Here is a 13,161-nt window from a genome sequence, read left to right as displayed (position 1 = left end):
ATGACGACGACAGCGGAAGCAAGCGGCGGCCGGGTCCCGGCGGATGCCGTTTCACGTGAAACGGACGGCGGGGTCAGCGGCGAACCGGTGCTGCGGGTGAAGAACGTCTCGAAGATCTTCGAACTCAAGGACCCGGCCAAGCCGTTTTCCAAGCCGGCTCAGTTGTACGCGGTCAACGATGCCTCGCTGGACGTGTACAAAGGGGAGACCGTCGCGCTGGTGGGGGAATCGGGCTCCGGCAAGTCCACCCTGGGACGGGTGGCTCTGCGGATGACCGAGCCCACCCTGGGCAGCGTCGAGTTCAAGGGCCAGGACATCTCGCACACCCCGGAGAAGCGCCTGCGCTCGCTGCGCCCCGATATGCAGATCGTGTTCCAGGACCCCTATGGCTCGCTCAATCCACGCAAGAAGGTCGGCGATGCAGTTGCCGAACCCCTCAAGGTGTTCGGGCACATGCGGGGGCGGGAGCTGGAGACCAGGGTTGCCGAGCTCATCGAGAAGGTCGGGTTGGATGTCGGCCGCGCCGCGGCACGGCCCCGGGCCCTGTCCGGCGGGCAGCGGCAGCGCGTTGGGATCGCCCGTGCGATCGCCCTGAATCCCAGCCTGATCCTGGCCGATGAGGCCCTGTCTGCTCTGGATGTGTCCGTGCAGGCGCAGGTCGCCAACCTCATGATGGACCTGCAGAGGGAGATCGGCGTCTCCTATCTGTTCATCGCCCACGGCCTGCCGATCGTGCGCCAGATGGCCCACCGGGTCGCTGTGATGTACCTGGGGCGGATCGTGGAGACGGCGCCCGTCGACGCTTTCTTCGCGGCCCCGGCCCACCCCTATGCCCGGGCGTTGCGCGCGGCCTCGCCGATCCCGGATCCGGCGGCCAAACGGGAGCGGATCTTGCTCAAGGGGGAGCCACCGAACCCGGTGAATCCGCCCTCGGGCTGTGCGTTCCGGACCCGCTGCCCACTGGCCCAACAGGTCTGCGCGGATGTGATCCCACCCAGCATTCCGGTGGGCCCACCGGAAGCGGGCCACACGGTGGCGTGTCACTTCCCTATGACCGATTGAGCCCTATGACCGATTGAAACACGAAGAAGGAGTATGAACATGGATGTATTGGCCGCGACCCAGGAGATCACCCCGCAGCTGGTGGCCTGGCGCCGGGAGTTCCATCAGCACCCTGAACGGGGCCTGGAAGAAGTATGGACGCCTGCGCGGATCAAGGAAATCCTGGCCGAGCTCGACATCCCCGTGGTCGAGGTGGGCGAGGGCTCGCTGGTCGGCCAGATCGGGCAGCGCGGCGAGAAGAACCTGGCGATCCGCGCGGATATGGATGGCCTGCCGGTGGTCGAGGAGACCGGCCTGCCGTTCGCCGCGACCAATGGGCATATGCACGCCTGTGGCCACGACGGTCACGTCACCATGTTGTTGGGCGAGGCGAAACTGCTCAAGGCAGCGGAATCCCAACTGCACGGAGCCGTCTACCTGTGCTTCCAGACGGCCGAGGAGATCGGCCGGGGCGCTCAGCCGATCATCGACTATCTGAAGGAGCAGGGCGGGGTGACCGAGGCGATCGGCTACCACCTGTGGGCCGATGTCGCCTCGGGCGCCGTATCGCTCAAACCAGGGCCGGTGATGGCAGGGGCGGACGGCTTCACGATCACGGTGCACGGGGTGGGCGGGCACGGATCGCGCCCCGACCTGGCCAAGGACCCGATCAAGCCCGCATGCCAGATGGTCCTGGAGCTGTCCGCTCTGCCGTCGAACGTGGTCTCCCCACTGGATTCCGGAGTGCTGCACATCGGGCAGATCACGGCCGGCACAGCCGGCAATGTGTTCCCCGATACCGCCTTCATCCAGGGTGCGATCCGGCACTTCGACCCGCAGGTCCGGGAGAACCTGCTGGCCGGGATCAAGCGAGTCGTCGAACACACGGCGGCCGCCTGGGATGTGGAGGTCGACCTGGACTTCCTGCGCAGCGGTCTGGCCGTGGTCAATACGGAGGCCTGTGTCGACGAGGCGGTGGACGTGCTCGACGAGATGGGCGACCGGTTGGTGGGCGTTCAGGCTCCCCATATCCTCGCCTCGGAGAACTATTCGCTGTTCGTCCACGAGTTCCCGGGCTTCCTGGCCCACCTGGGTGTGGAACGCGAGGGCGTCGAACAGTTCTACCATCACCACGCCAAATTCGACATCGACGAGGATGTCCTGCCCCTGGGTGTCGAGTTCTTCGTCCGCTATGCGATGCGCATGCTCGGCTGATGGGGGCGGCTGACACAATGACAGTGATACACGACACGACCAATACCAAGGAGAACCCGCACATGGCGGATACAACCGCTGCATACGATTCCATTACCCGCGCCAGCCTGGAGGAGAAGGCCTCCACCAAGTGGAGCACGTATCCCGGCAAGATCGGCGCCTTCGTCGCGGAAATGGACTACGGCGTGGCCGAGCCCATCCGCCAGGTCCTCAAAGACCTCGACGCCCGCGACCTCTACGGCTACCCGCCGGCGGACATCGTCACCGCCCTGCGCGAGGCGACCGCCGGGTTCTACGCCCAGCGCTACGGCTGGAACATCGCGGCCGACCATGTGGACACGATTTCCGATGTGCTCTCCGGCCTGGGGGCCGTCCTCGACGTGTTCGCGCCCGCCGGCGGGAAGGTCATCCTGCCCACCCCCGCCTATATGCCCTTCATGACCCTGCCGGGGATGCACGACCGGGAGATCGTCGAGGTCCCGCTGCACCGCAATGACGCGGCCGGCCGCTGGGACTTCGACTTCGCGGCCCTGGATGCGGCGATGGCCACCGGCGGTCCCGATGGGACGTCCGGCGGTGTGCTCATCATGTGCAATCCGCACAATCCGATCGGCAAGGTCTACAGCCGCGAGGAGATGGAGCAGATCGCCGCGATCGTCGCCAAGCACGGCGGCCGGGTGTTCTCCGATGAGATCCACGCGCCCCTTGTCTATGACGGTGCCGAGCACGTGCCCTATGCGACGATCAACGCTGACACCGCAGCGCACACGATCACCGCGACCAGCCACTCGAAGTCCTTCAACACTCCGGGCCTGAAGTGCGCGCAGATCCTGTTCTCCAATGACGAGGATCTGGCGCTGTGGCAGAAGAAGTGCGTGTTCACCTCCCATGGGGCTTCGAATCCGGGCATTATGGCAGGCACCGCCGCCTACACCAAGGGCCTGGACTGGTTGGCGGCCACGAAGGACTATCTGCAGGGCAACCGTGACCTCGTCGCCCAGCGTCTGTCCGAGGAGCTGCCGGAGGTCGTCTACATCAAGCCCTCTGGCACCTACCTGGGCTGGATCGACTGCTCGGCGCTGGGGATCGATGGCAATGTGCAGGAGTACTTCCTGGAACACGCCGGCATCGCCTTCACGGACGGGGAACTGTGCGGTGCGGTGGGTGCCAAGCACGTGCGCCTGAATCAGGGTCTGCCGCGGCCGATCCTGAACGAGCTGCTCGATCGCTTCATCGCCTCGGCCAAGGAGGCCCTGGGGAAGTAGCCCTACCGCCCCTAGAAACTGCCGGAGTTACCTCCTGCGGACGAACCGCCGCCGGAGCCTCCGGGGGACGAGGAAGTACTCGGCGAGGAGTAGACGTAGCCAGGGGTGGTGCCGGTGGATTGGGTGATCACCTGCAGCGATTCCATGGAACCCAGCAGTACCGCGGCCGAGGCCACCGTGTTCCGCACCCGGCCCACGGTGGGCCCCGGCTCCTTGCCCGCCTTGGCCGTGACGATGTCGTCGAAGGTGCCCATCATGCGCGGGTTCCGTCTGCTCACATAAGTCAGATCGGTGTGCACGATGCGCGCGGCGGAGCCGGCCAGGGTCGCCGAGGCCTGGTCCAGGTAGCCCAGCGCCTGCGCTGGGGAGAGCCTGCCGGCCCGTGCGTCCTGCGGCAGCCGCTCGGCAGTGTTCTCCGCCAACTCGATGGTGCGTTGCAATTCGAGGTGGTCGGCGTCGCAGGCCAGGGGCGGGCGCGAGCCCTCTTTGCCCTTGCCGGCCTTGGCCGCGCGCTGCCAGTCGCGGTCCTCGGCCAGGCTCTTGCGCAGCCCGGCGAGGTCCCGGGCGGCCCGTGCATCGGCGCCCAGCAGCTCAGCCTGCCTGGCCGCAGCATCCTGCCAGCCGGGCAGACCGCCGGCCAACAGCGCCACATCGGCCAGTCCATCGGTCCGCCGACGCAGGCCGGTCAGCTGCGCCGCCGCACCTTCCGTGGCATCCCTGGCGGACCCCGAACGGGCGCGTGCCGGACTCAGGCCCGTCAGAGACTCTTCCCAGTGCCCTGCGGGTTCGGCCAAGGCGGCGGTGGCCAGGCGGATATCGCGCACGATGCCAGGCGCGGCCTCGGGGTTCGCCTGTTCGGCCCGCCCCATCAGCGTCTCGAGTGCGGGAATCCGCTGGGCCAGGTGCGCGGCGGCGGCCCGTCCAGCCGCAATGTTCTGCCGGGTCTGCCCGCGGCGCAGGTGGGCCACCACGGCGATCCACACGATGCTGCCGACTGCTGCGACTGCGACGCCGGCGATGATCGCGAAGGTGCCGATCCCCGGATGCAGGACACCGGCCTGGGCCCGCACGATGTCGACCAGGCCATCGTTCCAGCGGGCGTCGTGGAAGGCTCCGTTACCGGCCTCGCGGCGGGATTGCAGCGAGCTGTCATCCTGGTCTGAGCCCACGTACAGGCCGGAGTCCCCGTGGCCCGCGGGATCGGTGATGTTGAGGAACACCGCCATCTTTCCATCGCCCAGCCGCCCGCCGGACACCCAACCGGGGTGCGTCGCGGAAACCGCGTCCAAGGCCGTGCCGTCGATGTCGGATAGCCCCGAGCCCTGCTGCGCGATGACGAGTACGTCGATGCCCGGATCGTTCAACGGCAGTTCCCTCAGCCGGGCCTCCAGCTCCGGTGCGTCGACCAACCCAGTGGTCGAGGCGACCTCGACGCTGCGGGCGGGATACCCGGGGTCGGCGCGCGCCAGCAGGCATCCCAGAGCGGTGATGAGGCAGCCGAGGATGACCAGGCTCAGCAGGACATAGGAGATCACCCGGCCGAAAACTCCTGCGGTTCCCGTGCGGTTGGGCTTCGCCTGGTTCGGACCGGCCGGGGTGCGTGGTGCCGGGAGCGTGCTCATCGTGCTGCCTTTCCGTGCCGGGCGCTCGTGCAGTGGGGTGTTGACTGTGATTCAGGGTACACACAGCGCTGAGCCCGGTAGGCTGGCGCCATGGTCAGCATCGATGTGAACTCCGATCTGGGCGAGACCACCGCGGGCAATCCCGTCAGTGACGACGCCGCGATCATCCGGGTGGTCAGCTCCGCGAATGTCGCCTGCGGTTTCCACGCCGGGGATCCGCACGGGATCGCGGCGACCCTGCGCGCGGCCGTCGCCCGGAATGTCAGCGTGGGCGCGCATGTGGGCTATCACGATCAGGCCGGCTTCGGCCGCCGCTTCATCGACTACGCCCCTGGTGAGCTGGCCGACGAGGTTCTCTACCAGATCGGTGCCCTGGAAGCCCTGGCCCGGTCCGCCGGAACCCGCGTTGCCTACGTCAAACCACACGGTGCGCTGTACAACCGCATCGTGCACGATCCGGTGCAGGCCCAGGCCGTGGTCGACGGGGTCAAGGCCTTCGGCGGTGACCTGCCGCTGCTCCTGCTGCCCGGCTCGATCGCGATCGAACGGGCGGCCGCGGCGGGCCTGCGCACCGTCGGTGAGGCCTTCGCGGACCGCAACTACAACCCGGACGGCACACTGGTCTCCCGCAGCGAGCCGGACGCGGTGATCGCCGATCCGGACGCTGTGGCCGCCCGCGTCGTCGAATTGGCGCGCACCGGGACGATCATCGCGCGCGACGGCAGCCCGCTGCGCATGGAGGCCGAATCCCTGTGCGTCCACGGGGACTCGCCCGGAGCGGTCGAACTGGCCCGCCGCATCGTCGCGTCCCTGCAGGAGGCCGGCGTGCAGGTGCAGAGGTTCGTATGAGTGCCGTCGCATTCTGTACTTTCAGTCCTATGGCGGTGCCGGTTTCAGGGGTGTTATGGGACTGAGGGTAGAAAATGCGGGGCGGGTGCGCCGGGTCGGGGACCGGGCACTGCTGGTGGATCTCGGTGGTGCCACAGACGGCTCCGGGGAAACGAGTGCCGTGCTACGGCGGGTGCTGGAACTGTCCGCTGCGTTGCGCGCCGCACCCGTGTCCGGGCAGGTCGATGTGGTCGCCGCTGCCGCCACCGTGTTGCTCGTCCTGGACTCGGCACGAGCCGCCGCACGGGCCCAGGGCCTGCTGGCGGCCCGGCTGCGCGATGAGGCCTCTGCCGACTCCGTCCGAGCCCCCGCCGCAGCCGAGGTCCCCGCCGGCCCGCAGAGGACGCGCGAGGTCGTGCTCGACGTGGTCTACACCGGCCCGGACCTCGCCGCTGCCGCAGAACTGCTGGGCCTGTCATCCGAGGCGCTCATCACCGCGCACACCGCCGAGACCTGGATTGCGGCCTTCGGCGGCTTCGCACCCGGGTTCGCCTATTGCGTGCCCGAGCGCTTCCTCACGGACTCCGGGTCGGCTGGTCCGGTCTGGAATGTTCCGCGCAGGTCCTCCCCGCGCACCGCGGTGCCACCGGGTTCCGTGGGCCTGGCCGGGCGCTTCTCCGCGGCTTATCCGCGCTCCAGCCCCGGTGGCTGGCAGCTCATCGGGCACACGGACGCCCCACTGTGGGACGAGACCGGACGGTCCGGAGCCGGCAGGGACCACGGCGGCCCCGCGCTCATCGTCCCCGGAGACCGGGTGCGCTACCGCGCCGTGCCCGAGCGGATTGAAACGGTGGCAGGGGGAACCGGCACCGAGGACGCTGGACCTCCGTCAGTCGAGCCCGTTGAACCGGGCGCAGACCAAGCAGATCCAGTTCCCCACGCACATCCCGTGTTCGAGGTCCTCGACGCCGGACTGCTGACCCTGTTCCAGGACGCCGGGCGGCCCGGGCGTGGGGATATGGGCGTGACTACCTCGGGCGCGGCCGACCGGGGTGCCGCCTGGCGCGCGAACGACCTGGTTGGCAATGCGGGCGGGGCCCGGTCCCTCCGACCTGCCGGGGCCGTGGTGCTCGAGAACATCGGCGGTCTGCACCTGCGCGCCCTGGATGACTGCGTTGTGGCCATCACCGGGGCCCGGGTGGAGCTATCGTTGGTGCGCACCGCCGCAGCGCCGGCGCGTCGGGTGGCCCTGGACTCGCCGTTCCTACTGCGGACGGGCGAGGAGCTGACCCTGTCCGCGGCCGCCCACGGACTGCGGTCCTATCTGGCGGTGCGCGGGGGATTCGCGGCACCCGCATCCCTGGGCTCGGCGGCCAGCGATGTGCTCTCCGGCCTGGGGCCCGCGCCGGTGCGGGCCGGAGCCGAACTGAACGCGCTGTCCGGCGCGGCCTGCGGGCCGATCCTGTCCGTTGCGGGTTCCGTCGATCCTCTGGGGTCCGTGAGGGGAACCGCGGGAACAGACGAGGCGGGCGATCAGACCACCGTCCTGCGCTGTGTCGCAGGCCCGCGTGCGGACTGGTTCGCCGCCGGTGAACTCGCCCGGTTCGCCCGGACCCGCTGGCGGGTGACCCAGCAGTCGAACCGGATCGGCCTGCGCCTGGAGGCAGACGGCACCGCCCCGGAAACAACCGCGGCCGGCCCAATCCGCCGTCGCCCGGACAGCGGTGAACTCGCCAGCGAGGGCATGGTCGCCGGCTCCATCCAGGTGCCACCGGCCGGCGCACCCGTGGTGTTCCTGGCCGATCACCCCGTGACCGGCGGCTATCCGGTCATCGCCACCCTCGTCGCCGCCGACCTCGACCCTGCGGCCCAGGTGCCGCCCGGCGCCCAGGTCCACTTCGCCCTGGTCGACCCCGACACCCTGCAGCCCATCCCGGAAGGACGGCCATGACTGTGCCAGACCCGCAAGCACCCGACATCGCAGCGCTCGCCTCGGCGCCCACCAGGGCACTGACCGCCGTGCTCATCGCCAACCGCGGGGAGATCGCGATGCGGATCATCCGGGCTGCCAGGGATCTGGGGCTGCGCTCGATCGCGGTGTATTCAGACGCCGACGCGGACGCCCCGCACGTGCGGCTGGCCGATGAGGCGCACCGCCTGCCCGGGGTGCGCGCGGCCGACACCTACCTGAACATGTCCGCGCTGCTGGCCATCGCCACGAGCTCCGGCGCGGACTGCGTGCACCCCGGCTACGGCTTCCTGTCCGAGAACGCGGACTTCGCGCGCGCCGTCACAGCGGCCGGGTTGCGGTGGATCGGTCCGTCCGCCCCGGTCATTGAGGCCCTGGGCGACAAGGTCACGGCCCGGGCCATGGCCGCTGAGGTCGGGGTCCCCCTGGCGCCGGGTACCCCCGGCCCGGTCGCCGGCTGGGAGGACGCCCACGAGTTCGCGCTGGCCCACGGCCTGCCGATCGCCATCAAGGCCGCGCACGGCGGAGGCGGCCGCGGACTCAAGGTCGTGAACGCCCTGGACCAGGTGGAACAGGCCTATGGTTCGGCGGTGCGCGAGGCACAGGCGGCCTTCGGCCGCGGCGAGTGCTTCGTGGAGAAGTTCCTGGTCCGCCCCCGCCACGTCGAGGCCCAGATCCTGGCGGATGCCCACGGGCGGGTCGCCGTCATCGGCACCCGCGACTGCTCCCTGCAGCGGCGCAATCAGAAACTGGTCGAGGAGGCCCCGGCACCGGGCCTGAGCGCCAAGCAGGAACACGCGATCGTCTCCGGTGCGCGCCGGCTGTGCGAGCGGGCGGGCTACACGGGTGCGGGCACGGCGGAATTCCTGGTGGCCGCCGACGGCACCGTGTCCTTCCTCGAGGTCAACACCCGCGTGCAGGTCGAACATCCCGTGACCGAGGCCGTCACCAGGGTCGACATTGTGGCCGAACAGTTCCGGATCGCGGCCGGCTTGGAACTCTCACCGGAGGTCCTGGCCGCCGAGGCGCAGGCGGAGCGGGGCCGCGCCCGCGGCCACGCATTCGAGTTCCGCATCAACGCCGAGGACGTGGATCACGGCTTCGTCCCCGCACCCGGGACGGTGACCCGGTTCGAGGCGCCGACGGGGCCGGGCGTGCGGGTGGACGCGGGCGTGTGCACGGGCACCGTGGTGCCGAGTTCCTACGATTCGCTGCTGGCCAAGCTGATCGTCTGGGGTCCGAGTCGTGCGGTGGCGCTGCGCCGCGCGCGGGCCGCCCTGGACGAGATCGTGATCGAGGGCGTGCGCACCGTTCTGCCCTTCCACCGCGACATCGTGCGCGCACCCGACTTCGCCTCGGGCCCCGTGCACACCGGCTGGATCGAGGAGGAGTACCGGCTGGGTACCGCGGGTTCTGCTGCGGGGCCCGCCGGCGGTGCATATGCCGCCGAGGCCCCCGAAAGCTATCCCGACCTCCGCGCCTTCACCGTGGAAATCGACGGCCGGGCCCACCGTGTGCGGGTTCCCGCCGAGCTGCTCGCAGGGCCGGCCGCCGCCTCGGCCCCGGAAGCCCCGAGCCCCGCTCCGCACTCGGCCGCCCCGGCCGATGGAACGCCCGTGACCTGTGGATTCGCCGGCACCCTCGTGCGCTTCAGCGTGGCCGATGGCGCGCAGGTCGCCGCCGGCGATGAGATCGCGGTGGTCGAGGCCATGAAGATGGAGTGCCAGGTGGCAGCCCCGGCGAGCGGGACGGTCTCTCTGGCCGACCTCGGCGCCGGGGACGAGGTGCAGCCAGGGCGGGAACTGGCCCGGATCCGCCCCTAGCCACGTCGGCGCAGCGGACCGGCTCGGGCCGGTGCGGCACAATGGTGGCATGTTCGAGTACACGAGTTTCATCGACGCCGTCGACGACACCGGCTCCGGCGACAGGCGCGGCGCCCTGTTGGTCGACCGGGCCGGGGACATCGTCTTCGCCTGCCAACCCGTGTCGCTGTTCGGCGGCAAGGACACCGTGACCTCCCAGGTGTGGGAGGCGATGGACCTGGCAGCGCGCGAACGCTTCACCCTGCTGCGCTGGAAGCTCGAGGTGGTGCGCGGGCAGATCCAGGCCGGCCGGGCGCGGCTGGCCGACGACGACACCTCGTTACTGGGCCATATCGCGCAGATGGTCAAGCGCCGCGGGGTGCCGGCGGACGACGATGTGGCCGAACGCGTGGTCCGGCTGCAGGACGCCGAGGCCGAGCTGCTCGCCGAGCTGGGGGCCCTGGCGCCGCGCCGGGGCGGGCCAGGGGCGCAGGGGAAAACGAGCCAGGCGCCCACGAAGGACGCCTGGCTCAATGATTCCGATGATCTGCTGAACAACCTCTAGCCCGCGCTGCGGGAACGGGCTCCGGGGATACCGTCCCCGGGGCCCGAGGCCTCAGCCGCGGGTGGCTGCGACCGCCCGGGCCTCGCGGCGGGCGATCGTGCGCAGGTGGACCTCGTCGGGGCCGTCGAAGATCCGCATGGCGCGCTGCCAGCCGTACATCGAGGCCAGCGGCGTGTCATCGGTGACGCCGGCACCACCGTGGATCTGGATGGCGCGGTCGATGACCTTGAGCGCCGCGCGCGGCACGGCGACCTTCGCGGCCGAGATCAGCGAGGCTGCGGCCTTGTTCCCGTGCACGTCGATCGTCTTGGCGGCGTACTGGCACAGCAGGCGGGCCTGATCGATGGCGATCCGGGCCTCGGCGATGTCTGCCTGCACCATGCCCTGCTCGATCAGCGGCTGGCCGAAGGCCACTCGGTCCTGCGCGCGGGTGATGAGCAATTGCATGGCACGTTCGGCCGCACCCAGGGCGCGCATGCAGTGGTGGATGCGCCCGGGCCCCAGCCGGGCCTGGGCCAGCGCGAAGCCGGAGCCCTCCTCGCCCAGCAGGTTGGACGCCGGCACTCGGACGTTCTCATAGGCGATCTCGCAGTGGCCGTGCTGGTCGTAATGGCCCATCACCGGCACGTCGCGCACCAGGCGGACACCCGGGGTGTCCATCGGGACCAGGATCATCGACTGCTGCTTGTGGCGTTCGGCGGTCACATCGGTCTTGCCCATGACAATGAGGATCTTGCAGCGCGGATCGGCGGCGCCCGAGGTGAACCACTTGCGGCCGTTGATGACGTACTCATCGCCCTCGCGGGTGATGGTGGTTTCGATGTTCGTGGCGTCCGAGGATGCCACGGCGGGCTCCGTCATGGAGAACCCGGAGCGGATCTCGCCTGCGAGCAGGGGCGTGAGCCACTGCGCGCTCTGTTCCTCGGTGGCGAACATGTGGAGGAGTTCCATATTGCCGGTATCCGGTGCCTGGCAGTTCATGGCCTCCGGTGCCAGGTCGTTCGACCAGCCGCTGATCTCGGCCAGGGAGGCGTAGTCCAGCTGCCCGATCCCGGACTCGCTGGGCAGGAACAGGTTCCACAGCCCGCGTTCCTTCGCCTCGTCCTTGAGCGCTTCGACGACCGGGGGCACGGAGGAGTCGGTGGGGCCCTTCGCGGCCCGGTACTTGTGGTATTCGGCTTCTGCGGGGAAGACGCATTCGTGCATGAAGGCGACCAGCTTCTCGCGCAGTTCGAGGCCGCGCTCGGTGGGTCGCAGGTCGAGGGTTTCGACGTCGGGGACCACCGGCATCGCCTTGAGGGGGTTGTCCATGAGGGGCTTCACCTTCCTGTCGCCACGGCCTCGTCGCCGTGGTCATGCTTACGGGCTTTACGCTTACCGAACGTATGTTCGTGACTTTTAATATACAGGAAATCGGCTCCGGCGTCCCGTATTATCCCTGTGGAAACATCGGCCGTGTAGGGTTTCCCCGTGACCAGCACTGTGACAAACCCGGTGAACAATCCAGACAACGAACCCGGTCAGCGGACGGCCGACCAACCCCTGGCCGTCGGCTTCGACCAGCACTACTCCATCGGCAGGGCCATTCCCCTGGGCGGACAGCACCTGCTCGCACTCAACGGACTGTGGGTCTTCCCGATCTCCCTGGGTGCGGGCCTGCACTTGGACAATGTCCAGACCTCCTTCCTGATCCAGGGCTGCTTCCTGCTGACCGGCCTGGTCACGCTGCTGTCCTCGACCAAGGTACTCAAACTGCCGATCGTCCAGGGCCCCACCGCGGCCCTGCTGGTCGCACTCATCGCCGGCGGTTCGGCCTTCGGGCTGGATGCGGCCTTCGGATCGATGGTCGTCGCCGGCCTGCTGTCGGCTGTGCTGGCCTTCCCACTCAAACGCCTGGGACTCTACGGGCACATCGCCCAATTCGTCGGCAATCCGCTGGTATTCGGCACGATGTTCCTGGTGCTGGGTGCGCAGCTGGCGCAGATCGGCGTGGGCGGCTGGTTCACGGATTCGGCCGGCATGCCGTTGGGAGCGGCGCTGGCAACGGGGATCGTGACGATCGTGGTCGTGGCCCTGTGCATGATCTTCGGTGGCAAGACCATCATCAAGACCGCCGCCGTCCTGTGGGGGATCGCCGTCGGCGCGATCGTCGCCGCGGTGCTCGGCGTCTGGCAGCTGCCCGATCTGTCCGGCACGCTGGTTCTCGGCCCGCCGCACCTGCTGCCGTTCGGATTCAAGCTGGAGTGGGCGCTGGTGCCGCTGATGATGGTCGGCTTCCTGCAGGCCGCCTCGGAGTCGATGGGCGTCTACAGCCTGCTGGGCCGGATCGGCGGGGAGAGGATCGATGTCGACCGGGCCAATCGCGGCCTGTTCGTGGAGTTCATCGGCTCGTCGATCGGCGGTCTGTTCGGCGGCATCGGCACGACGTCCTACCCCGAGAACGTCGGCGTGCTGCGTGTGACCGGTATCGCCAGCCGCGTCGTCACGGCGACCGCGGGCGTCATCGCGATCGTCGTGTCCTTCCTGCCGCCGGTCGCCCTGTTCCTCGCCAGTCTGCCGACGCCGGCGATGTACGGGGCGGCGACGGTGCTCTTCGGCATCATCGCCTTCTCCGGGGTGCAGCAGCTGGCCGTGGTGAAGTGGGACAACCTGAACCTGCTGGTCGCCGCACTGTGCTTCACCGTGCCCGTCGGGCTGCAGGCGATCCCCGCGGGGGTTGCCGAGGGGCTGCCGGAGTCGGTGTCGAGCATCCTGACCAGCCCCATGATGGTCTCGACCATCATGCTGCTCGTGCTGCACCCGCTCATCAACTTCGGGGTGCGCCCCCTGCTGGAGCGGCGCCGGGCGGCCTGAG

10 protein-coding genes are annotated in these 13,161 nt (G+C 69.4%); 8 read left to right on the top strand and 2 right to left on the bottom strand.

Annotation, left to right across the window (positions count from 1 at the left end; genetic code table 11):
* The 3 genes from NQ036_RS02930 (at position 1) to NQ036_RS02920 (ending at position 3,521) form a co-directional block, all read left to right on the top strand.
* Positions 1–1,062 (top strand): ABC transporter ATP-binding protein, encoded by a 1,062-nt coding sequence (locus NQ036_RS02930; RefSeq protein ID WP_257057036.1) that lies wholly within the window; start codon positions 1–3, stop codon positions 1,060–1,062.
* A gap of 39 nt (positions 1,063–1,101) precedes the next feature.
* Positions 1,102–2,256 carry a M20 family metallopeptidase gene (locus NQ036_RS02925; protein ID WP_257057035.1) on the top strand — a complete coding sequence of 385 codons (1,155 nt, stop codon included), beginning with the start codon at positions 1,102–1,104 and terminating at the stop codon, positions 2,254–2,256.
* 62 nt (positions 2,257–2,318) lie between these two features.
* Positions 2,319–3,521 carry a MalY/PatB family protein gene (locus NQ036_RS02920; protein ID WP_257057034.1) on the top strand — a complete coding sequence of 401 codons (1,203 nt, stop codon included), beginning with the start codon at positions 2,319–2,321 and terminating at the stop codon, positions 3,519–3,521.
* A gap of 11 nt (positions 3,522–3,532) precedes the next feature.
* On the opposite strand, the gene NQ036_RS02915 is transcribed toward NQ036_RS02920, so the two are convergent.
* Positions 3,533–5,143 (bottom strand): DUF5129 domain-containing protein, encoded by a 1,611-nt coding sequence (locus NQ036_RS02915; RefSeq protein WP_257057033.1) that lies wholly within the window; start codon positions 5,141–5,143, stop codon positions 3,533–3,535.
* Between the two features lie 90 nt (positions 5,144–5,233).
* On the opposite strand from NQ036_RS02915, the gene NQ036_RS02910 reads away from it, so the two are divergent.
* Genes NQ036_RS02910 through NQ036_RS02895 form a run of 4 tightly spaced genes read left to right on the top strand, consistent with a single transcriptional unit; the run spans position 5,234 to position 10,307 of the window.
* A complete protein-coding gene (locus NQ036_RS02910) occupies positions 5,234–5,992 on the top strand; it encodes a LamB/YcsF family protein (RefSeq protein ID WP_257057032.1) in 759 nt (252 codons plus the stop codon).
* 55 nt (positions 5,993–6,047) lie between these two features.
* Positions 6,048–7,922: a carboxyltransferase domain-containing protein gene (locus NQ036_RS02905; protein ID WP_257057031.1), complete on the top strand. Its 1,875-nt coding sequence runs from the start codon at positions 6,048–6,050 to the stop codon at positions 7,920–7,922.
* On the top strand, positions 7,919–9,763 hold the full coding sequence (locus NQ036_RS02900) for a biotin carboxylase N-terminal domain-containing protein (RefSeq protein WP_257057030.1): 1,845 nt from the start codon (positions 7,919–7,921) through the stop codon (positions 9,761–9,763). Before NQ036_RS02905 ends, NQ036_RS02900 begins: the two co-directional genes overlap by 4 nt.
* Before the next feature lie 49 nt (positions 9,764–9,812).
* A complete protein-coding gene (locus tag NQ036_RS02895; protein WP_257048382.1) occupies positions 9,813–10,307 on the top strand; it encodes a hypothetical protein in 495 nt (164 codons plus the stop codon).
* Positions 10,308–10,358: 51 nt separating this feature from the next.
* Here NQ036_RS02895 and NQ036_RS02890 read toward each other — a convergent pair whose 3' ends face one another.
* A complete protein-coding gene (locus tag NQ036_RS02890) occupies positions 10,359–11,618 on the bottom strand; it encodes an acyl-CoA dehydrogenase family protein (RefSeq protein ID WP_257057029.1) in 1,260 nt (419 codons plus the stop codon).
* Between the two features lie 159 nt (positions 11,619–11,777).
* Here NQ036_RS02890 and NQ036_RS02885 point away from each other — a divergent pair, with 159 nt between their 5' ends.
* Entirely contained in the window at positions 11,778–13,160 is a 1,383-nt protein-coding gene (locus NQ036_RS02885) for a solute carrier family 23 protein (RefSeq protein WP_257048386.1), read from the top strand.
* The last annotated feature ends 1 nt before the right edge of the window (position 13,161 follow it).

It is taken from the genome of Brevibacterium sp. 91QC2O2 (genome assembly GCF_024580695.1).
In the GTDB taxonomy this organism is placed as follows: Bacteria; Actinomycetota; Actinomycetes; order Actinomycetales; family Brevibacteriaceae; genus Brevibacterium; species Brevibacterium moorei.
Note: the sequence above shows the minus strand (reverse complement) of the source record. Positions and strands in the feature narration are given on the sequence as shown.

Coding starts and splice junctions, on each gene's coding strand:
- NQ036_RS02925 (WP_257057035.1), top strand. CDS start 1,102: ATGGATGTATTGGCCGCGACCCAGGAGATCACCCCGCAGCTGGTGGCC.
- NQ036_RS02900 (WP_257057030.1), top strand. CDS start 7,919: ATGACTGTGCCAGACCCGCAAGCACCCGACATCGCAGCGCTCGCCTCG.
- NQ036_RS02930 (WP_257057036.1), top strand. CDS start 1: ATGACGACGACAGCGGAAGCAAGCGGCGGCCGGGTCCCGGCGGATGCC.
- NQ036_RS02890 (WP_257057029.1), bottom strand. CDS start 11,618: ATGGACAACCCCCTCAAGGCGATGCCGGTGGTCCCCGACGTCGAAACC.
- NQ036_RS02915 (WP_257057033.1), bottom strand. CDS start 5,143: ATGAGCACGCTCCCGGCACCACGCACCCCGGCCGGTCCGAACCAGGCG.
- NQ036_RS02910 (WP_257057032.1), top strand. CDS start 5,234: ATGGTCAGCATCGATGTGAACTCCGATCTGGGCGAGACCACCGCGGGC.
- NQ036_RS02905 (WP_257057031.1), top strand. CDS start 6,048: ATGGGACTGAGGGTAGAAAATGCGGGGCGGGTGCGCCGGGTCGGGGAC.
- NQ036_RS02920 (WP_257057034.1), top strand. CDS start 2,319: ATGGCGGATACAACCGCTGCATACGATTCCATTACCCGCGCCAGCCTG.
- NQ036_RS02895 (WP_257048382.1), top strand. CDS start 9,813: ATGTTCGAGTACACGAGTTTCATCGACGCCGTCGACGACACCGGCTCC.